Source organism: Pseudomonas sp. yb_9 (assembly GCF_043103635.1).
Classification (GTDB): domain Bacteria; phylum Pseudomonadota; class Gammaproteobacteria; order Pseudomonadales; family Pseudomonadaceae; genus Aquipseudomonas; species Aquipseudomonas monteilii.
Window position 1 is genome coordinate 12685 of record NZ_JBICKA010000098.1, and the last position, 19126, is coordinate 31810.

Below are 19126 nucleotides of genomic sequence, written 5' to 3' on the forward strand. Positions count from 1 at the left end.
GTCGATACGACAAATGTGATCGTGGACGTGGAGAATGTCGACCAGCTCAAGAGGCTGCAGGTTAACCACCTGGCGGTACTCCAAAGCAGCCGGCCCGGCCAACATCTCATCGGTCTCATCACCCAGGTGACCCGCAAACGCGGCATTGAAGGCTTGGTGAATGAAGGGATCAATGACCAGCCTTCAGAATTGAATCTGTGCCGCATCGCCCTGATCGGAACCATGCTGGATCGAGACGGCGCAAAAGAAAACGTGTTCCGCCGCACTCTCGAAAGCGTTCCTGAAATCGACGCAAACTGCTTCTCGCTCGAAGGTGACAATCTCACGGGCTTCATGCGCACGCTCTCCAGCGTCTCTGCTGACGGAAACGCACTGACGCTAGGCAAGTACACGCTCGACGAGCATGCCGTTGCCTACCTCAACGGCAACAAGTTCTTCCAGCGTCACGCTTTCATTGGTGGCAGTACTGGCTCGGGCAAGTCCTGGACGACTGCCAAGATCATCGAGCAGATGTCGAGGCTCTCCACGGCGAATGCCATCGTCTTCGACCTCCACGGCGAATACGCACCATTGGTAGGGAACGGCATTCAACACTTCAAGGTGGCTGGTCCCGCAGACGTTGAAGCGAAAAAAACCATCGGCGACGGTGTGCTCTACCTGCCTTACTGGCTGCTGTCCTATGAGGCGCTAGTGTCGATGTTCGTGGATCGCAGCGACCAGAATGCGCCCAACCAAGCCATGATCATGGCGCGCGAGATCAACCAGGCAAAACGAAAGTACCTGGAAGATGGTGGCCAGCAAGACGTACTGAAGCACTTCACGGTCGACAGTCCGGTTCCTTTCAGTCTTGATGTCCTCATGAGCCGGTTGAACGAGATCAACGTCGAGATGGTTCCCGGCGCTCGCGGTGACAAACAAGGCGACTTCAACGGAAAGCTGTCCCGGATGATTTCCCGGCTGGAGAACAAAATTTCTGATCGACGCCTGGGATTCATGTTCAGCGGCGGCGGAGACGTGCTCGATTTTTCCTGGCTTGAGAAATTCACCACGGCCGTGCTCGGCAGCACTGGTGAGAACAGCAAAGCTGGTATCAAAATCATCAACTTTTCCGAAGTGCCTTCAGACGTTCTACCGCTAATCGTCTCCCTCGTTGCGCGGGTCACGTTCTCGGTCCAGCAATGGACGCCTTCAGAGTTGCGCCATCCAATTGCGCTTTTGTGTGACGAAGCGCATCTCTACATGCCTCAGCGCAACATGGCGGAATCTGCCGATGATATATCCCTAGACATCTTCGAGCGCATAGCGAAGGAAGGCCGCAAATACGGCGTCAGCCTGGTGGTGATCAGCCAACGTCCGTCTGAGGTGAACAAGACCATGCTCAGCCAGTGCAGCAACTTCGTGTCCATGAGGCTCACGAACGCAGAGGATCAGGGTGTCATCAAACGACTGCTGCCTGATAGCCTCGGTGGGTTCAGCGATATCCTGCCGACCCTCGATACCGGCGAGGCCTTGGTTGTCGGTGACGCAAGCCTTCTGCCAAGCCGGATCAGGATCGACGAGCCTCTAAACAAACCGAAAAGCGGTACGGTCAATTTCTGGGATGAGTGGCAAAAGCCCGTCAATGATAAGCGCCTGTCGATTGCCGTCGATAACTGGCGCAAGCAAAACATCCAGTAACCTTGCGACTCGCAAACCACAAAGGCTTCATGCCCTTGTGGTTTCTTCAGCCACGCTTCCAGGGCACGTATGAATGATTGCCCCAAGCTTTGCTATATTCGGCCCACACATGTGCGTCCTTCCAGAGGATTATCCCAGTGTCACAATTGGCTGAATTTTGTGCCGCTGAACGCGCAACGCAAGAGCTGCTTGCTCAACTCGAAGCGAGAAATACTTTGTGTCTCCAGCAGATCCAGCAAAACTATCAGCGGCACCAGTTCTGATTGCCACATCTCACACGGTTCGAAAATGAACGAATAGATAGTTGAGATATTCAAGGCATCAAAGTCAAAAACGGATTATTGTTGGGAAGCTCACCCGAAATTGACCTGGCATCGCGTAGCAAGTAGCCATTCAGCGAACTGGCGCTGCGAGAGCCTCTAACTGTGCATGTCCAAATGTTAAGGCCATTGGGCGTCTTCTTATGTAGATTCAGCTTCTCAAAGTGACGTTGAATACGACGCCATGGTTCGATCTTGTCGTCCCTTCCGGCATGCTCTGGATGCTCCGCGGCGTAGCGTTGGAAAATGCCCGGTGTGACCAGGAAGAAAGTACCGTCCACCGTATGGACCTTGGCCTTGCTGTCATTGATCACTAAGCGATGACTGTGAACTCCCTCGCGCAGCCACTCGAGAAAGGCCAGCCCCACGGCATCCTGTGTTGGAGCAGTGGCGGATTGCGTCTGCTCAACGGCTGATCCACTCTCGCGTTCGCCCGGCACTTGCAATATGTCCATGAGGTCGTCAAGGTAGTCGAACTCCTTATCTCGCAGCACGGCGACGGCTTGATTGACTTCTGGTGCCGCTGGATGCCGATCCGGAGACGGCTCATTGATTTCACCAGCCGGCAGGGAACCTTCTATTATCGGCTCAACCTTGCCCCTAAAGCAGGTTGGTCGCGGCGCATCTGCCCAAATAAGGCTCGGTTGCAGGCGGAGAAAAGTAAAGCGATGTTGCCAGTCATCGTCTGTTACGTTGGCATTCCATACCGCTTTGCCCCCAGGTGTCGCGTCTACCAAGCCATGTGATTGCAATTCATCGAACAAGGCGATGTTGGAGGAGGGGATGCCCTCCACCGCCTGAGCGAGGAGGTAGGCGCGCAGTTTGTCGGTGGCGGTCTTGCTGACCAACCAGAGATGGTCCTGGGTGAGCCAGCCGGCCGCACCGGGCTGGTTGAGCTTGAACTCATTTTTGACCAGGTGGCGCAGGCCCGTGAGCAGATGATGCTGCAGGGAGTGTTTGGGTGCCTGCAGTGCCTTGGTGGGGTTGGCACCGATGTTCTGCGCGGTGGATACACGGTCGGCTTGCAGCACCAGTTCACCGAGGGTGCCGGCATGCTCGTAGTGGTCGGTCAGCAGGAAGAGCAGGTGGCTCCACAAGACCGGATAGTTGCTGAGCCAGTCGAGCTGGAGAGGCGTCAAAATCTGTGTGTACAGCAGCCCCGTGGCGGCGCCGTGCAGCTTGTAGTCGCGGCCGGCCAGATAGCGAAAACGATAGGGCTGGGCCAAAGGACCGTGCCACGGGTGCCACACCTCGCCATTCTGATACTCCACCTGCAGGTCCACGGCAATCTTGCCAATGTCATGGAGCAGGGCGCCATAGGCAATCGCCGCGCTCCAGGCGTCGGCCTGCGCGACCTGGTCTTCCGGCGCCGCGCCGCTGGGGAGCAGGTACGATTGGCGCAGCTTCAGGCTGCAGGCCACCAGTTCCAGTCCATGGTCCAGCATGCCGCCCGGATAGGCATGGTGGTGGCTTTCGCTGGCGGGGAGTTGCTGTACAAAGGCGGTGTAACGGCGGATCGGATCAAGGTAGAGCTGTTCAAACTGAGTCTCGGAGAGCGCCGTGAATTGCCAGATGCGCTCCAGCAGCTTTTTCCGGTGGTCGGCACAGAGCAGGGATTCTGCGGGTAGTGGGAGGAAGAATCCCTCGGGCGCTGGAGCGAGTGCGGGCGCCGCGGCATTGCCTTTTTCATGCTTGAACCACCAGCGCTTCATCGCGTTACCTGCTTTACATTCAGAAGGTCCTTTTGCCTTTTCGGATAGGCCTCTTACCCTTGTGCCCCCTTACCATTGCCGCCGTTACCCTTTAACGCCTTGAGCCTTTTCGCGAACGCGAAAATTCGAAGCCTGGCGCATCGGGTTACCTGCGGGACCGGAATGGCCTGTCCTTTCCTCGGGAGGTAGACTGTCCGACATTATTTCGAGGAATGTGGCCTGATGACGTTGAGCGATGCCATTTTGATCGTGCTACTGGCTGACCGAATTCATGGGACGGATGCTGCCATTCGATCGGCCGCCACGCGTTGCGCGAAAAAGCTGCCACGCAGTCAGCGCTGCATGCTGTTCAAGATCAGCAACAGTGCTGCACCTCGTGAACTAGTGGGCCACCTTTGCCAGTTCTTGCCGGACTGATTAATCACATAGAACTGTGCACATGTTGAAGGATGAAAAGTTAGCTGAAGAGCGAATTAACGCTCGGCGAGTAGTTGTGCCTCAGGTAATATCGCCACACATGCCCCAACCCTAGGAAAGATTTCACATGTCCAAACTTGCCGAATTCAAAGCACTGGAAGCTCAACTGGCTGCTCAACTTCAACAGCTGGACGCGATGAAAAACGATTCCGGCCTGAAGCAGGAAATCGAGTTTGAACAAAAGCTCAAGGCCTTGCTGGATGAGTACGGCATGAACCTGCGCCAGGTCATCACCATTCTCGACCCGTCCAAGGGCGTAAGCCTGACTACTTCCAGCGCCTCCACCGGCGCTCAGCGCAAGCCGCGTGAGGTCAAGCGCTACAAGCACCCGCATAGCGGCGAGATCGTCGAAACCAAGGGCGGTAATCACAAGATCCTCAAGCAGTGGAAGCAGGAGCACGGCTCGGATACCGTCGAGAGCTGGCTGCAGTAATTGCTTGCTCAATTGCAGCGGCCGATGCTCGGCGTTGCAGGCAAAACAAAGGCCCCGGTTGGGGCCTTTGTGCTTGAGGTGAAAAGTCACGCCGTGAGCCGTTCGGTCGTCTCGCTGGACTGATCCGACTGCAGTGCCACCAGGTACTCGGACGCCTCACGCGCCTGTCCACTGGCGCGGAAGATGGCCCGCTTGTCTTCCTTGAGGATCTTCAACCAGGATGCCAGGTACTCTTCGTGGCGCAGCTCGCCCTGGGTGCCGGTGAGGGCGCAGAGAAATGCCGCACCCATCTCCGCGACCAATTCCTCGAAGGCGTAGGCTGCAGAGCCAAACGCGTGCCCGCCTGTGATGCCTTCCCGGTTGAGGCGGGCGTGGTGACCCGACCAGTGCGTCAGCTCATGCAGCGCGGTCGCGTAGTAGCTGCCGACGTCCACGAACTGGGCCTTGGTGGGTAATTGAATGAGATCCCGTATCGGTAGATAGAACGCGTCATCCCCGTAGCGATGGTCGATGCGTGCGCCGCTGGCGGCCAACAGTCGCTCGGCAGGTGCATGATCGATGAACGCCACCGGATCTTCACTCTCATCGTGGTGCTGCTCGTCGTTGGGTAGTCCCTCGGTCTGCTCGATGTTGAACAGGCAATGCGTCCGCAGCAGCGCGAATTGCACCATCTTGACGTTGCCTTGCTCATCACGGACGACCTGGCCGTCTTCGTCGTGTGCTTCCTTGCTCATGGGTTTGTACAGCACCGCGAGGGTCGATTGCTCGCCCTTGCGTACGTGACCACCAGCTTTGCGAGCCTGGTTGTAGGTGAGCCAGCGATCCTGGCGGTATCCGCGCAGACGTGCTTCGGCCCATAGCAGTGGAATGTTGATGCCGGCATAGGGGCGCCGGGTGATTGCGTTAATGGGGAAAGGTGCGTCAGCACTGGAGCCTGAAGTGCTCCAGGGTTTGATCCAGGGGATGACCCCTTGGCTCAGGGCACTGACAATCTTGTTGGTGACGTCCAGGTAGATATCGGACATGACGTTCTCCAGTCAAAGAAGGGGAACGCTGCCCGGCCGGGAAGGGTTCCCGGTGGGGTAAGTGGACAGTGGTAGGGTGGGCGTTCAGGCCGATGAGATGTCCACACCGATCTCATGTGGCAACCTGATGTGAAGAAAAACAGGGCCGGTCGCTGGCGTGATGTGAGTTACCAGTAGCTGAGGGGCAGCCGTCGATGGGGGGGAGTCGCTCTTGGAGGTGTGACCGAGCAGCAACTCGAGCGGCTGGCGCAAGTGGCGACGGTCTAACGATGAAAGGGCAATGCCCAATACGGCTTGCAGGCGCTTCCCTGATTGCACGACTGCGTCAGTAGCCGTACCGACCTCAGCGATGAATTGCCAAACCCCTGGGCTCAGGACAATGGCGGGTAAGGAGCGGTTCTTCCTGGACACTGGTGCCTCCCGGGAGCTGATCCGGCGATGGCTTCACGAACAACTCGTGGGAAGTCCCATCGCCACAACTCACACTGTGAACTGGGCGTGTCTAGGCATTAAAACGCGCTTGTCTGTGGGGTCAATACCTGATAAAGGGCACCGACCAGGGCAAGTTTCCACCCGCTTCCAGCAAAGGCTTTCCACTCGAAAGGTCCAGATGAACGGCTGCTGTCGGCGTAAAGATTGAAGTGGGCGATATCCCAGAGAGGCACTAGCGCGTGCATCCCTGGGACATCGCGGGTGTTGCGAGAGCATTCAGGATTTCCCAGAGAGGGCAATCTCGGCAGCGATGTACAGGTGCGTGGATGTGGCTTCAACTACCAGCGACCCGTTGGTGCCGCGTAGGCTTTCCAGAACCGGATCATCAAAGTCGAAGTACTCGGCAAAATCGTCGCCACCGAATTCACCGCGTGCGCGATTCCACCAAGCGTCGAAGTCGTCGACGTCAGGGTTGCAGCCCATGGCGTAGGCAATGTGTTTGCGGCTACCTCCGTCGGGTTTGCTTTCACCAAACTCGGACATGAGGTAGACACCGTGGTCTTTGACCAAGACGACTCGACAGCCGATGACGGCCGCCTCGGTCAAGACAGCGTGAAGTTCAGTTCCTGTGAAGCGCAACATGGTGAGTTCCTCCAGGCAGTGCGGAGGAATGCCACCCATGCGGGAAGAATTCCCAGCACGGAAATGGAAAAGGAGCTTCAACGGAGCAGGGCTCCGTGAGGCAGATGTGAAAGAGCGCTCATCACCGCGGGAGCGGTAACCGGGCGAGCCACCGAACGCTTATCGCCCTTGGGACAACCGTCACGGGAGTGACGTGGCCTTGAAGGTTGAGGCCACCTGGGGTGCTGGAATTCCAGCGCTTGCATGTCCGGTTTATCAAGCGGGTTGGCATTGCGTCAATGGTGATTTTTAGAAGGGTGCACTGCGTCAATCCATGCAGTTCCACTGGCGATCAACAGCGCAAACCAGGTGATCAACGGTCATGGAAATCCGCAGGAGAGGAGTAAGCTAAGGCTTGGATCCAAATTGTTTAAAGCGGTTTTACCGCACGTGCGGTGAAGTAAACGGAGGTACGAAAATGACGACCCCAGCGTCTTCAAACCCCGGCCGTACGCCTTTTGGCAAGTACTTGATTAGTGCCGCAACTCGCGCGGGTCGATTGGTGAATCAGCTAGAAGCCAGCGTGTTGCATTCACCGATTTGGGCGAGCGTGCCGTTTGGGTATCGGCGGGTCGGCATGCAGGTACTCAAGTTGATGCTTTTGCTCGCTATTGCATCAGGCGCATTCCTTTTAGCGATTGGGATGGTCGCTCTGTGGATCATTGCGGCGTTGTCTATCAGTACTGTCAGGCAACCAAGGATGCATGAAATGAGTCATCCTCGGCATCATCTCAGATACCCAGAAATGTACGATGACAATGGTGCGCCGAGATAATCGATTACTTTGATTTCCGAGCTGCCGACATCAGTTGGGATGTTCCTTTCTCGGCGTGGCCTTGGGCTCCTTCCGTTGCGCGGGTCAATAGTGTCTGGACACCACTGCCCACGTTGTAACCCGTCCAGCTCATCACGCTGAGAAAAAACATCGGCAACACTACAAACATTGCCCCCATGACGTACTCGATCACCTGCGCGGTGACCGTCCCATCCATGAACCCTGCCGTTGGCAATGTTAAAAGCGCCTGGTCCGTGACAGAGACCTGGTGGTACAGCGTGTCCAGCATACTCGAGTCGATCCAGCGGGCGAGCTCCCACCAGAACGTCAGCATGTGCAGCGTGAACAGTGCGAAGGTGATCGTCATCAGCGCTTTGAGCTGATACGTGCTGATCAGCAGCACCAGCGGCAGGCTTATGATCGTACCCATGATCAGAAAGGCCTGCACCATTGGCAGTGCAGCGCGCAGCGCATTCATCGCCGGGAAGTTGCTGAACGAGCCTAGGGCCAGGCCGGTGTTGGTCGCCAGATTGTTGAGCCCCTGGGTCAATGAGCCGCCTCGGGCGCTGCTGCCGTAGTCTTGGAACACCTGACCAGGCGCCATGTTCAGTGACTGCTGGCGCGGGCTCACCAGTTCACGGAGGGTGGCGTCTTCGATTTCGGCAGAGCTCCGCCCGGTCAACCAGCCGCGTAACTGCGTGAGCAGATTAGGATCGACCTCGGCGACCAGACGGTCGCGCAAGCCGACCGTGGCATCGCTCCACCACTGCTTGCAGGTTGGGTAGCCCGCACCGTTGTCCAACCGGGGCAGGGAGGTGTCCCGTGTCTCGTCATATGGCCAATCAACCCGGGGCGTGCGCGAGCGATCCGTGTCGTAGTAGCCCGGGGTGTCGAGCAGATACGTCGAACCAATCCAGGACGCATCGTAGCTCTGCGACTCGTCCAGCTCAGGGCGGTTGGTAAACAGCCGCGAGCGCGAATAGCCATAGCAGTCGCGGGTGAAATCGGCGACTTCCTGCAGCAGCACCTGGTCATTGATCCGCGAGCTGTCGATCTCCATGCGCATCGCGCGAATGTCGGGCGCGCAGGGTATCGATGCCGTCGCTGCGGCGGTGATGCCCTTGCTCATGGCATGCACCAGGTACCACCACACCGGCACGTTGGCGGATTTCTCGCCAATGGTGTTGAAGGTCATGCCCCAGGCCGTGTCGGCGGGCTTGGCCATCGACACCCCACAGCGCTGGCTCGCCGCGTCGTCGAAGGTCACCGAGGAAAGGTTCAATGGGAAAAACGGCATACAGCCAAACAGGATGACGACGTAGCTCATCCACAGCCGGTTCTCGACGCGGGGGATCGACAGCAAGCCCTTATTGCCCTCATCGGCCCCCTGTTGGCGGGCCGACAACCATTCCTGCAGGATGATCGCGCCAAAAGGCGCGGCGAACAGCCCGGTGTCTGCCAGCGTGTTCCAAATACCGTTGTTGATGATCCATGCCAGCAGCGACAGGTAGTATTCGAGGTAGCTGTTGGTGCTCATGTTCATGGCTGCACCTCACACACGTGACAGTTCGACCAGGACAATCGAGCCGAAGCCGATTAGGCCCAGGCGTAACAACCGTTGCTGGTCTTCAGGGGGATGCCGCAAGCGGAGTGCTGCGGTCCAGCCGGCGAAGATCAGGACGTACAACAGGGCGCGCCAGCAGGCGAAATAGGGCGTATGCCGGTGGGCTTCCTTGAACCAATCCAGCTGGGGGCCGCTCAGCTGCAGCGCCGTCCAGGCAATCAGCAACGTGGCCACCATGGCGCCGAGGATCATCAGGACTCGGAGGGTAATGCTCCTCGCAGAAAACGGCATCATGGTGCGCTCCTTCCTTGTTCCGCACGGTGTAGGCGGTCGGGCTGCGGATCGCGCTGGTCGATGCTGCGTGAGGCATCGGCGCCGCCGGCGTGACGATCGAGGACCAGACTGGCGGTGTTGGTGGCCAGGGCTTGGCGCACTTGCAACTCGGTTTGCAACAAGCGGATCTCGCGTTCCAGTGTTTCGACATTGCTGTTGAGGGCGGTGGTGGCGGGCTGTGCCGACGCCACGTTGGGTTCGTGGCTGCCGGCCAGCAGCGTGCGCTGCAGCAGCATCGCTTTGTAGATCACGCTCGAAAGCGCGGTCTCGCTGGCTAGGCGCCGGGCCAGCAGGTTCTGGTCGGGGTCATCGCGCAGGCCCTCAATGACGCCACGTGAGACGTGCAGCAGCGGGCTGGAGACTTTGCCCAGGTTCTCTGGGGTAGGTTCCTCCGCGCCCGACAGCATGCGCTGCAAACCCTCGAGGTGCTCGGTGTAGGTTTCCTGGATTAATGGCGTGAGACCGGCACCCGCGCTGACGCGCAGCGTCTCGCAGTCATCACAGGTCTCCACCTCGGTTTCACCGAGTACCCGTGTGGCCCACGCAGCCGCTTCCTCGGGGTTCGACCAGGCCTGGCAGATCGCGCCATTCTGACAACCCGAGCCAACCGCCGAGGTGTCCTCTACCGAGCGGTTGTGCAGCAAGTTGTAACCCGCTTTGACCACGTCCGAGGTCACCCGGATCGGCGCCTGGCCATGGCCGCCGGCTTTCTGCCCGCCGACCCAGCTGACGCCGTTGTTGCCGTTGTTCGATTCGGTGTCCTTTACCGCAGTCACGGCATCACCGTCGGATTGCTCCAGGTTGTGCTGCATTTCCTGGTTCTGCGCCAGTGCTCCCCAACCCGCCTGATCCACTTTGTCAGCCATCTTCGCCGCCATCGCCTGGCAGGTGAGTTTGGAGCGGTCGAAGTCGATGCGCCCCTGGAGCACGCCGTTGCTCAGCAGCTCATACAGCCCGGGGTTGGCGCGCTGGATGATCATCGCTGGCAGCGACATCACCGCCTGGGTGGCGTTCTGGATGACGTTGCCCATGATCTGCTGGAAACCCTGGGTGGCACCGTTGAGCTGGTTCTGCAGGGTGTTGGAGAGGTTCATGTTTCCGCACATCATGTTCGCACGCCAGGACAGGCCGACGCCGAGTCCGCTAGGGCGGTAGAGCGAGGAGGGCGCGCCAGCCGCCGATCCGCCACCGATGGTGTACATAACGCGGTCGTCCAACACCTGTGCCTGGTCGCCCAGGTGGTAGCCACTCTCGGCGGCGTGGCCAGCGGCGCACACGAAAAGACATACCAACCCGAGCGAGAGGGTGTTCATCACTGGCCTCCATCAAAGTCGATGCTGAACAGGAAGGTCTGGCCCATGCGTTGGCAGCACCTGTACGGGCGCCACAGCGACCAGGCGTAGGCGCCCTCGGCACTTTGGATCGTTGGGCTGGGGAAGATGGCGCAGGTGCTCTGCACCATCGGTGCGAGTAACTGCCAGCGGTGGTTGTTGATGTTGTTCTCCATCACCGGCTGCGGTGGCCAGTAGCCTGGCGCTGGCATCGGCTGCAGCGGTAGATACACATGCGGCTGGCCAGCGCGGGTGATGAAGTCACTAGCGCGCTGTGCCATCACCGCGGCGGCCTTGAAGTCGTCTGGCTGTATCAGGAAACCCTGCCGTGGGTAGACGTTGCCCCACATGTTACCGAGGGCTTGGCTACCGATCTCGCGCATGCCCGGAATGAGCGCCTGCGGGTACATGGACTCGGGGATGGCGTGGCGCCAGGCCATCGGATCGAGCGTACTGAGGTAGTAGGGCGCAAGCGGCACCGCCCCGCTCGGACACGCATACCCGAAACTGTGGGCCAGGGCCGTCAGGGCAGCGCCGCCGGGATGCCCGATGCCGTCGACATTTTTGAAGCGGGGAAGGTTGTCGCGCTGCGACGAGGGCGTGATCAGGTTGCCCCCGCCTTGCGACAGGGGTGTCGGCGCCGACAGGGCAGACATCTCGCCCCAGGGGTTGCTGCCGGTATCGGAATAGCTCGACACCACTAGCTCGGGAATGAAGTGGCGAACCTTGGGCGAGGTTCGCACCGTACAGCCGAAGGGCGTACACAGTAGCCAATAGCAGATACCGACGACACGGTACTCCAAGCACTGCAGTGAGTTAATCGAACTGATGATATTTGGGGTCGTCAACGCTAAGGATTGTTCAGCCACTGCCACTAAAGCTGCTATCGCTACCGACCGATAGCGGTATCGCGCACTCCGACACGGTCTTGATCTTGCCGACGTAACCGGAAGCGTTAATTTGGGGACTAATGCATTCATGGATTGAGCTCAGCAGTATCCAGCGGTGTGCATCCATTGCATGAGCGTCAATCATCGTTGAGTCACCCACGATTTCCGGCTGAGAAACTGAGTGAGGCGGAATCGATTTAGGGCAGAACCGGGTAGGTGATGAGATTTCTTGATGGAGTACAAATGTTCTCTTTGTGGGCGAGGTTTTTGTCGAAGTGGCGCTGGTTAGGTAAGGCAATGCCAACTGGTTTGAGCCATCTTCATCGTTTCGGTGAAACTGATTTCACGTGATGCCGGTTTAATCGTCAGCGAGGTATGGCCAAGCTGGCCTTTTCCGCTTTGGATTAGCCGTCATGCTGAATACGATTACTGTTGTTGCGCACATCACCGCTAAGCCTGAATGGGCTGTGCAAATACATGACGCTTTGCTTCAGGCGGTAAAGGCAACCCGGCTGGAGGAGGGATGCCTCCACTACGTCCTGTATGCAAACATGGAGTCGCAGCACCAATGGACGATGCTGGAGCAGTGGCGAGATGCGGACGCATTGGCGCAACATATCGCCGGTGCAGCATTCGGCGCGCTCAGTACTACGCTCAATGGCAGGGCTTTAATTGAGGTTTCGAGGCTCCAACCGGCCTCATCTGGTGCTGCTGTAGAAGACGTTTACGAGCCGACATTCTGGACGGGTAATGGTCTTCCTTGAGCTGTCGCTTTGCGTTGCCCTGCGCCCGGATCACTTAAGAAAATTTCAATTCTCCTATGAGGTTGCGAAAGATTACGGTTGGATCACGCGCGCAAACGCCTCCCTTTTCGCTAACGTAACTCGTTTTACGCACAGAGCGCCCAATTGAAGAAAATCCCCCGGCTCGACGACCTCCAGATCTTTGTGACGACCACTGAGGTGGGAAGTTTTTCAGCGGCTGCCAGGTTGATGGACATCTCGCCTGCGCTGGCCAGCGGAGCCGTCCAACGGCTGGAGGGTTGCCTGGGGGTACGCCTGTTCATTCGCTCCACGCGCCGGTTGCGCCTGTCGGACGACGGAGAGCGATATCTTCCCCATGCGCGCCAGGCCCTTGAAACACTCAAATTGGGTGAGGTGGCGCTGACGGAGGGGCGGGATGAAATTGCTGGATTACTTCGCTTGTCCATGCCTTCGGACTTGGGGCGCAATGTCCTGTTGCCCTGGCTCGATGAATTCCAGCAGTTACACCCCAAGGTGCTTCTACAACTGCGAGTCAGTGACCAGGTTGCTGACCTGTTTGGCGAGCAACTGGATGCGAGCATCCGTTACGGCCTGCTCGCAGATTCCAGTCTGGTGTCGCTGACGCTGTGCCCGTCCAACCGAAGAACGGTGTGTGCATCACCCGATTACATCGCCCGCTACGGCCAGCCAGAAACCCTTGAAGCATTGAACCGCCATAACTGTCTGCGCTATGTCATGGGCGAGCAAACATACGAGCGCTGGCATTTTCATACGCCCGACGGGGTAAAAATCATTCAGGTAAGTGGCAACCGTACCAGCGATGATGCCGATGTTGTCAGGCGCTGGGCGGTCGCTGGGTTGGGTGTGGTCTACAAATCAAAGCTCGATGTAATGGACGACATTCGCGGTGGTCGTCTGGTAGAAATCTTTCCGGACGACTATGGCCAGCCGGCGCCTCTGCAGCTGGTGTGCGCGCACCGTACTTCGCTCACGCCAGCGTTACAGGTATTGCGGGCCTTTTTGTCAGAGCGCTGTGAGCGCTATTTCAAACAGCCCGCATTACCTCAGGCTTAATGTGTGTCAGCCGGTTTGGCGTCGATCCTCACGCGCATCAGGCTGTAGGGTTTCTGGCGCTTGTCCTGGCCGTCGTTGAAGTTAGGTGAGCGGTGCAGTTGGTTGGCGGTGAAGTACAGATAGCCGTCAGGTCCTATGGACAAGGTGTCCGGCCACAGCATGCGCGGGTCTTGGGCAAGGGTTTGCCAGTGACCGTCAGCAGCGCGCTTAACGATTGCGTTGTGTTCATAGTCGCCGGCGTAGACCGTGCCGTCCGCATCCGCTTCAAGGCCATCGGAGGCGCCTTTTTCGCCCAGGTCGACCACGGCGGCTTCCAGCTCGGCTTCACTCACGTTCTGGTCCCGCAGTAGAGCCGTCGGCACCGAGTAGAGGTGCCTGCTCGACAATGGGCAGAAGTACAGCGTCTTGCCGTCATTCGACAACGCGATACCGTCGGATGCCACCTGCAGCAGCGCCGCTTCACCGTTGGCGTTTTTCGTGATGAGTGCAGGCTTGCCTTCGATGACCGGGATGAAGGTGGAGTCGACCGATGTGGCTTGTGCGCCACTCAGGCGGCGGGTCGCTTGGCCAGTGGCCAGGTCCATCACGATGATGCCACCCGGGCCGCTGACCGAAGAGTCGGTGACGTAGGCCACGCCTTGCTTGCCGACGCGAAAATCAAATCGAACATCGTTTACGTAGGTGCTGGGCAGAATCACGTCACGCGGAAATACTAAGGTCTTGACGATTGTGTTGGTCGCCAGGTCGATGGCCACCAATTTGGCGCCGCCTGGGATCGGGGGGGAGAACTTGGGTGCTGCGGTATCGAGCACCCAAACACGGCCTTGCCCGTCGGCAACCACGCTCTGGACGCTGATGAAACCTTCCTCAGGGTCATCAGGCACCGCCGAGTTGGTTTTCAGGTCCGGGTAGGGGACCAGTTGGCCATGGGCGATTTCCGCAACCGTGAAGGGCACGTCATCGCCCCAGCGGGGGAAATTGATGAAGATCCTGCCCGTCTCGCTCACGGTAACGCCTGTGGGCATCGCGCCGTTGAAAGTGTAAACCTGCTCGATGTTGCTAATAGGCTGGGGGGCTTGGTTAGCGAACGTGAGTCCACTGGTGCAGACGGCAAGCGCAAGGCTTGCCACTTTGAAGAATGCATTCATGTTCGGATCCTTGAAGTGATCGGCGCGATCAGAAGCCTTCCAACACGATCTTGCCTTTGGCTTTACCACTTTCGATCAGCGCATGCGCACGCTTGAGATTGTCTGCGCTGATGGTGCCGAAGTGTTCGCCGAGGGTCGTTTTCAACACGCCATCGTCGATCAACTGGGCCACCCGTTCGAGCAAATGGTGCTGTTTGATCATGTCGTCGGTGTGGTACAGCGAACGGGTGAACATCAGCTCCCAATGCAACGACAGCGATTTGCGCTTCAGTGGCACCACGTCCAGTTGCGCTGGATCATCGATCAGCGCGAGCTTGCCCTGCGGACGCAGCACTTCGACGATTTGGGCAAGGTAGGTATCGGTGTGCGTCAGGCTGATCACATAGTCGACCGGGTTGAGCTTTTGCGTTTCCAATTGAAGGGGGATTGAAACCGAATGGTCGATCACGTGATGAGCTCCTGCTTCGAGCACCCACTGTTGTGTTTCGGGTCGCGATGCGGTGCCGATCACGGTCAACTGCGTGAGCTGGCGGGCCAACTGCACGAGGATCGAACCCACGCCACCCGCGGCGCCGATCACCAGCAGGCTTTGCCCCTTGCCACCGTTTTCCTCTACACCCAAACGGTCGAACAGCAACTCCCAAGCGGTGATGGAGGTGAGCGGCAGGGCGGCGGCGCTGGCGTTGTCCAGGCTGCGTGGCTTATGCCCGACGATACGCTCGTCCACCCGGTGATACTCGCTGTAGCTGCCGGGCCGGTCGATAGCGCCGGCGTAGAAGACTTCATCACCTGGCTGAAATAGTGAGACCTCAGGGCCGACCTCGCGCACGATACCGACCGTATCCCAGCCCAGTACCTGCGGGCCCTGGCTGCTGCTGCGTGCCCGCACTTTGGTATCCACCGGGTTGACTGCGATGGCCTTGACCTCCACCAACAGGTCGCGGGGGCCGGGCGTTGGGTGGGGCAGGTCGGTTTCGAACAGCGATTGTGGATCTTGAATCGGCAAACCGGGTTGGTTGAAAACGATGGCTTTCATGGGTTTTTCCTTAACAGGTTCGGAGGTGACGACAGGCTATCCGTGCTGGGTTCACGCAAAAACAGGCGAATCAGAAGAAGACTTTCGTCATTTCAGTGAAAGTCCAAGGAGCACCTGCGGGGTCGCCACAGGTGCTTCTGCACTCACTTGGCTTGCGGCGGAAAGTCGATAGTGGTTTGGGCCACATTGTTGAGGTAGTTGGTCAGGGTCAGCAGCGCCACTTGGGCGATGACGTCTACGACCTTGGCCTCATCCAACCCGGCCTCCCGCGCAGCGAACAGTTGCTCGTCACTGACTTGGCCACGGCTGAGCGTCACGGCCCGCGCTAATGCAGCTACGCCATCGAGTGTGCCGGCACGTGCTGCCAGCAGGTCGTTGGCATCCAACCCGAGCTTGCCGGCAAAGTAGCTGTGGGCCGCCACGCAGTAATCGCAACCGTTCACTTCCGAGGCTGCCAAGGCAGCGATCTCGCGCTCGGAAGGTGTGAGACTGTTCTTGCCCAATGCCTGAGCCAAGGCGAGGTAACCGGACAGGGCAGCGGGAGAATGGGCAAGGGTGGCGAACGCGTTCGGGATAAAGCCCAGGCCTTTCTCGATGCCTTGCAGCGCGGTGCGAGAAGCAGCAGGTGCCTGGTCAATGGACAGTGCGTTGATACGGGTCATGGTGTGTCTCCTGGAAGTTTCAATTGGTGTGATAGCGCGGTGCGAGCTGGTGATTCGAAAGGTGAGGGAGCAACGCTTGTCGGCTGGCTTCGAATGCTTCGTACTGCTCCAGGTCATGTACCGATGGCATGGAAATCAGCACCCCGTTGTCGAAGTCCTGCAAGGCCCCGTCGACCAAGTCGCTGGCTGACATCACGATGGTCGGGTCGAGGTTTTCGACCGGCAGGCCGCCGGTTGCCCAGAAGTCGGTAGCAGTTGCCCCTGGCAAAACGGCCTGGACGCTGATGCCCTGGGCAGAGAGTTCTTTATGCAAGGACTGCGTGAACGCCGTGACGTAGGCTTTGCTGGCGCCATACACGCCATTGAGCAGTTCAGGTGCCAGGCTGACGATGGAGGAGATATTGATGACCGCACCCTGCTGACGGGCGCTGAAGCCGGGCACCGCTGCGTAGGTCAGGCGTGTGAGGGCGGTAACGTTGAGGCTGATCATTTCGGCCATCCGCTCGACGTCGCTGTCCAGCAGGGTGGTGTGGGTACCGATGCCTGCATTGTTCAGCAGCAAGGTAATACTGGCGTCTTCGCGCAGCTTGCGTTCTACCTGGGACAGGCCTGCTGGGTTGGCCAAGTCGGCCTGCAGCACTTCTACATTCTGTTGGGTTTCAGTGGTGAGTCGGCTGGCAAGTGTATTGAGGCGCTCACGGTTGCGTGCCACCAGAATCAGGTCGTATCCGCGGCGCGCGAGACGCTCGGCGTAGAGGGCGCCGATACCGCTGGATGCGCCGGTGATCAATGCCGTGCCTCTGTGTTCTTTGTTCATGTTATTGCTCCAGTGCTTGAGAACTGGAGCCATGATGCGATGAGTCGTGCTCGACTTAAATGACCTATATAGTAGTGTTTTAGGACATCCAGGAAGGAAGGTGATCATGCATAGAGTCGGGTACTTGGTGACCGAAGGTTTTCAGGTCATGTCGTTGGCTACGCAGGCAGTATTCGAGCTGGCTAACTTCGTTGCAGGTGAGCGCGTTTACAGCGTGCAGAACTTCTCGCAGGCTGGCGGCACGGTGCGCTCTTCACTTGGCATGTTCGTCGACACCCAGCCACTGGTCACGCCTGGTCTAGCCGACAGTTGGATAGTGGTCGGCACCCTGACGCCGCTGACACCGCCTTGCGAGGAGGTTCTCAACTGTGTTCGTGCGATGGCTGACAATGCACGGCGTACGGCGGGTGTCTGTACCGGCGGATTCATCCTGGCTGCGGCCGGGGTACTCGACAATCGTCGTGCAACCACCCATTGGGCGTTCGCCAGTGCGCTGCAATCGCATTACCCGGATGTGCAGGTCGAGGAAGACCGCATTTTCATCGTCGATGGCCCGTTCTGGACCTCGGCCGGTATGACCGCTGGGTTGGACATGGCATTGGGTATGGTGGAAAAAGACCTGGGCGCGGAGCTTGCACGCTCTGTGGCCCACAGATTGGTCATGCATCAACGCCGCTCAGGTGGGCAGTCGCAGCACTCGGAAATGCTCTCGCTAGCGCCCAAATCGGACCGTATTCAAAATGCTTTGGAGTATGCGCGAAAGCACCTGAGTCGGCCGCTTAGTGTCGAGGAGTTGGCCGAGGCGGTACACCTCAGCCCAAGGCAGTTCACCCGCGTGTTCACGGCTGAAACCGGACAGTCTCCGGCCAAGGCGGTCGAAAGCTTGAGGCTGGAGGCCGCGAGGCTGATGATCGAGCAGAGTCGGCACAGCCTGGACGTCGTGGCCAAGGAAACAGGTTTCAGGGACCGGCGACACATGCGCGAGGTGTTCATTCGAGGTTTCGGCGTGCCGCCGCAAGCGGTACGCCGGGATGCCAGGCGGGTGGGGTGAATCTTCAAGAACCACCCTAACAGAGCAGTTCTTGAAGTGTGCGTGGTTGAACAGTTACTCGGCGATGAAGGCCGCGATATGTCGTGCGGCTGCTACGGGATATTGCATGTGCGGCCCATGCCCTGCGCTCGGGAACGTCACCACGTGCAGCGTGGGCAATTGCGCGCTCAGTGCATACCAATTTTCCACCGGGAACACGATATCGTGATCGGCGCCGAGGTGAAGAATCGGTACATTCGTGGACTTGAGGATGTTCAGCACGGCCTCGACCGGGAACACCGCATCCTTGGGACCATCGCCCAGTTGCTGAGCCGCCCATTCCACCGGCACTTCGGGGCTGCGATCCTGTGTACGTGAAGCCAACCGCGTCCAGGCCTGTTCGGCGGCGGCACGGCTGCGGGGGGAAGTAGGCTCGAAGAACAGGCTGATGAAGTCTTCGAAGTCATTCGGGCGTTTCGCCAGTTCATAGAACAGCGGCTCGCCTGGTTTGGCCAATTGCCCGGGAGGCGTGGTACCGAGCAGTACGACGTGGCTGACCAATTGTGGAACTTGCGCCAGAACCACCTGCGCCGCGATGCCACCCAGCGACCAGCCGCCTACAACGACACGGCCAAGCCCAAGTGCCTGTACGAGTTCGATCGCGTCCTTGGCCAGGGATGCTGGGTTGTAGCTCGGTTCGCCTGTTGACTGCCCCAGTCCGCTGTAATCGAACACCGTGACTTGAAAGCCATGGCCTGCCAAATTGTCGAGGAACAGCGGATCCCAGTCATCCATGGTACCGCGGTAACGCACCAGCAGTACCAATGGCTGGCCGCTGCCGAATGTCCGGTAGGCGAGACGGCGACTACCCAACTCGACGAACTGCGTTTGGGCCTGGATGCTCAGCGATGAAGTGGTCATTTGCGCTATTTCCTTAGTGGGCGA

At 58.7% G+C, this 19126-nt stretch carries 18 protein-coding genes; 6 read left to right on the forward strand and 12 right to left on the reverse strand.

Annotated elements, in window-relative coordinates; all coding sequences use genetic code 11:
• Positions 1–27 precede the first annotated feature (27 nt).
• Positions 28–1677 carry an ATP-binding protein gene (locus tag ACF8MI_RS24625; protein ID WP_392517946.1) on the forward strand — a complete coding sequence of 550 codons (1650 nt, stop codon included), beginning with the start codon at positions 28–30 and terminating at the stop codon, positions 1675–1677.
• Positions 1678–1990: 313 nt separating this feature from the next.
• On the opposite strand, the gene mobH is transcribed toward ACF8MI_RS24625, so the two are convergent.
• On the reverse strand, positions 1991–3709 hold the full coding sequence (gene mobH, locus ACF8MI_RS24630) for a MobH family relaxase (RefSeq protein ID WP_392517947.1): 1719 nt from the start codon (positions 3707–3709) through the stop codon (positions 1991–1993).
• Positions 3710–3931: 222 nt separating this feature from the next.
• On the opposite strand from mobH, the gene ACF8MI_RS24635 reads away from it, so the two are divergent.
• Positions 3932–4126 (forward strand): hypothetical protein, encoded by a 195-nt coding sequence (locus ACF8MI_RS24635; protein WP_392517948.1) that lies wholly within the window; start codon positions 3932–3934, stop codon positions 4124–4126.
• A 127-nt stretch (positions 4127–4253) separates the two neighbouring features.
• Positions 4254–4619: a histone-like nucleoid-structuring protein, MvaT/MvaU family gene (locus ACF8MI_RS24640; RefSeq protein WP_392517949.1), complete on the forward strand. Its 366-nt coding sequence runs from the start codon at positions 4254–4256 to the stop codon at positions 4617–4619.
• Between the two features lie 86 nt (positions 4620–4705).
• Here ACF8MI_RS24640 and ACF8MI_RS24645 read toward each other — a convergent pair whose 3' ends face one another.
• From ACF8MI_RS24645 to ACF8MI_RS24670, 6 genes are all read right to left on the reverse strand, one after another.
• Positions 4706–5644, reverse strand: coding sequence for an ArdC family protein (locus ACF8MI_RS24645; protein ID WP_392517950.1), 939 nt, complete (start codon positions 5642–5644; stop codon positions 4706–4708).
• A 708-nt stretch (positions 5645–6352) separates the two neighbouring features.
• Positions 6353–6718: a DUF3085 domain-containing protein gene (locus tag ACF8MI_RS24650; RefSeq protein ID WP_392517951.1), complete on the reverse strand. Its 366-nt coding sequence runs from the start codon at positions 6716–6718 to the stop codon at positions 6353–6355.
• An 818-nt stretch (positions 6719–7536) separates the two neighbouring features.
• Complete coding sequence (locus tag ACF8MI_RS24655; RefSeq protein ID WP_392517952.1) at positions 7537–9075, reverse strand: conjugal transfer protein TraG N-terminal domain-containing protein; 1539 nt, start codon at positions 9073–9075, stop codon at positions 7537–7539.
• A 9-nt stretch (positions 9076–9084) separates the two neighbouring features.
• A complete protein-coding gene (locus ACF8MI_RS24660) occupies positions 9085–9390 on the reverse strand; it encodes a hypothetical protein (RefSeq protein WP_392517953.1) in 306 nt (101 codons plus the stop codon).
• On the reverse strand, positions 9387–10742 hold the full coding sequence (locus tag ACF8MI_RS24665; RefSeq protein ID WP_392517954.1) for an integrating conjugative element protein: 1356 nt from the start codon (positions 10740–10742) through the stop codon (positions 9387–9389). Before ACF8MI_RS24665 ends, ACF8MI_RS24660 begins: the two co-directional genes overlap by 4 nt.
• Complete coding sequence (locus ACF8MI_RS24670; protein ID WP_392517955.1) at positions 10742–11740, reverse strand: TIGR03756 family integrating conjugative element protein; 999 nt, start codon at positions 11738–11740, stop codon at positions 10742–10744. The genes ACF8MI_RS24665 and ACF8MI_RS24670 overlap by 1 nt, the downstream gene beginning before the upstream one ends.
• Positions 11741–12063: 323 nt before the next feature.
• Between ACF8MI_RS24670 and ACF8MI_RS24675 the strand changes: the two genes are divergently transcribed.
• Positions 12064–12414 (forward strand): putative quinol monooxygenase, encoded by a 351-nt coding sequence (locus ACF8MI_RS24675; protein ID WP_392517956.1) that lies wholly within the window; start codon positions 12064–12066, stop codon positions 12412–12414.
• Positions 12415–12567: 153 nt separating this feature from the next.
• Positions 12568–13488, forward strand: a complete 921-nt coding sequence (locus ACF8MI_RS24680; protein ID WP_392518022.1) for a LysR family transcriptional regulator — start codon at positions 12568–12570, stop codon at positions 13486–13488.
• On the opposite strand, the gene ACF8MI_RS24685 is transcribed toward ACF8MI_RS24680, so the two are convergent.
• From ACF8MI_RS24685 to ACF8MI_RS24700, 4 genes are all read right to left on the reverse strand, one after another.
• A complete protein-coding gene (locus ACF8MI_RS24685) occupies positions 13485–14636 on the reverse strand; it encodes an L-dopachrome tautomerase-related protein (protein WP_392517957.1) in 1152 nt (383 codons plus the stop codon). The genes ACF8MI_RS24680 and ACF8MI_RS24685 overlap by 4 nt on opposite strands.
• A 28-nt stretch (positions 14637–14664) precedes the next feature.
• Positions 14665–15672 (reverse strand): zinc-binding alcohol dehydrogenase family protein, encoded by a 1008-nt coding sequence (locus ACF8MI_RS24690; RefSeq protein ID WP_392517958.1) that lies wholly within the window; start codon positions 15670–15672, stop codon positions 14665–14667.
• A gap of 143 nt (positions 15673–15815) precedes the next feature.
• A complete protein-coding gene (locus tag ACF8MI_RS24695) occupies positions 15816–16334 on the reverse strand; it encodes a carboxymuconolactone decarboxylase family protein (RefSeq protein ID WP_392517959.1) in 519 nt (172 codons plus the stop codon).
• A gap of 19 nt (positions 16335–16353) precedes the next feature.
• Positions 16354–17151, reverse strand: coding sequence for an SDR family NAD(P)-dependent oxidoreductase (locus tag ACF8MI_RS24700; protein ID WP_392517960.1), 798 nt, complete (start codon positions 17149–17151; stop codon positions 16354–16356).
• A 106-nt stretch (positions 17152–17257) separates the two neighbouring features.
• Here ACF8MI_RS24700 and ACF8MI_RS24705 point away from each other — a divergent pair, with 106 nt between their 5' ends.
• Complete coding sequence (locus tag ACF8MI_RS24705) at positions 17258–18202, forward strand: GlxA family transcriptional regulator (RefSeq protein ID WP_392518024.1); 945 nt, start codon at positions 17258–17260, stop codon at positions 18200–18202.
• Between the two features lie 54 nt (positions 18203–18256).
• Here the strand turns inward: ACF8MI_RS24705 and ACF8MI_RS24710 are convergent, their stop codons facing one another.
• Positions 18257–19102 carry an alpha/beta fold hydrolase gene (locus ACF8MI_RS24710; RefSeq protein ID WP_392517961.1) on the reverse strand — a complete coding sequence of 282 codons (846 nt, stop codon included), beginning with the start codon at positions 19100–19102 and terminating at the stop codon, positions 18257–18259.
• Positions 19103–19126 lie beyond the last annotated feature (24 nt).

What these genes read in the sequence shown, in the direction of transcription:
- mobH (WP_392517947.1), bottom strand. Translation starts at nt 3,709, where the DNA reads ATGAAGCGCTGGTGGTTCAAGCATGAAAAAGGCAATGCCGCGGCGCCC.
- ACF8MI_RS24635 (WP_392517948.1), top strand. Translation starts at nt 3,932, where the DNA reads ATGACGTTGAGCGATGCCATTTTGATCGTGCTACTGGCTGACCGAATT.
- ACF8MI_RS24640 (WP_392517949.1), top strand. Translation starts at nt 4,254, where the DNA reads ATGTCCAAACTTGCCGAATTCAAAGCACTGGAAGCTCAACTGGCTGCT.
- ACF8MI_RS24645 (WP_392517950.1), bottom strand. Translation starts at nt 5,644, where the DNA reads ATGTCCGATATCTACCTGGACGTCACCAACAAGATTGTCAGTGCCCTG.
- ACF8MI_RS24650 (WP_392517951.1), bottom strand. Translation starts at nt 6,718, where the DNA reads ATGTTGCGCTTCACAGGAACTGAACTTCACGCTGTCTTGACCGAGGCG.
- ACF8MI_RS24655 (WP_392517952.1), bottom strand. Translation starts at nt 9,075, where the DNA reads ATGAACATGAGCACCAACAGCTACCTCGAATACTACCTGTCGCTGCTG.
- ACF8MI_RS24660 (WP_392517953.1), bottom strand. Translation starts at nt 9,390, where the DNA reads ATGATGCCGTTTTCTGCGAGGAGCATTACCCTCCGAGTCCTGATGATC.
- ACF8MI_RS24665 (WP_392517954.1), bottom strand. Translation starts at nt 10,742, where the DNA reads ATGAACACCCTCTCGCTCGGGTTGGTATGTCTTTTCGTGTGCGCCGCT.
- ACF8MI_RS24670 (WP_392517955.1), bottom strand. Translation starts at nt 11,740, where the DNA reads ATGAATGCATTAGTCCCCAAATTAACGCTTCCGGTTACGTCGGCAAGA.
- ACF8MI_RS24675 (WP_392517956.1), top strand. Translation starts at nt 12,064, where the DNA reads ATGCTGAATACGATTACTGTTGTTGCGCACATCACCGCTAAGCCTGAA.
- ACF8MI_RS24685 (WP_392517957.1), bottom strand. Translation starts at nt 14,636, where the DNA reads ATGAATGCATTCTTCAAAGTGGCAAGCCTTGCGCTTGCCGTCTGCACC.
- ACF8MI_RS24690 (WP_392517958.1), bottom strand. Translation starts at nt 15,672, where the DNA reads ATGAAAGCCATCGTTTTCAACCAACCCGGTTTGCCGATTCAAGATCCA.
- ACF8MI_RS24695 (WP_392517959.1), bottom strand. Translation starts at nt 16,334, where the DNA reads ATGACCCGTATCAACGCACTGTCCATTGACCAGGCACCTGCTGCTTCT.
- ACF8MI_RS24700 (WP_392517960.1), bottom strand. Translation starts at nt 17,151, where the DNA reads ATGAACAAAGAACACAGAGGCACGGCATTGATCACCGGCGCATCCAGC.
- ACF8MI_RS24705 (WP_392518024.1), top strand. Translation starts at nt 17,258, where the DNA reads ATGCATAGAGTCGGGTACTTGGTGACCGAAGGTTTTCAGGTCATGTCG.
- ACF8MI_RS24710 (WP_392517961.1), bottom strand. Translation starts at nt 19,102, where the DNA reads ATGACCACTTCATCGCTGAGCATCCAGGCCCAAACGCAGTTCGTCGAG.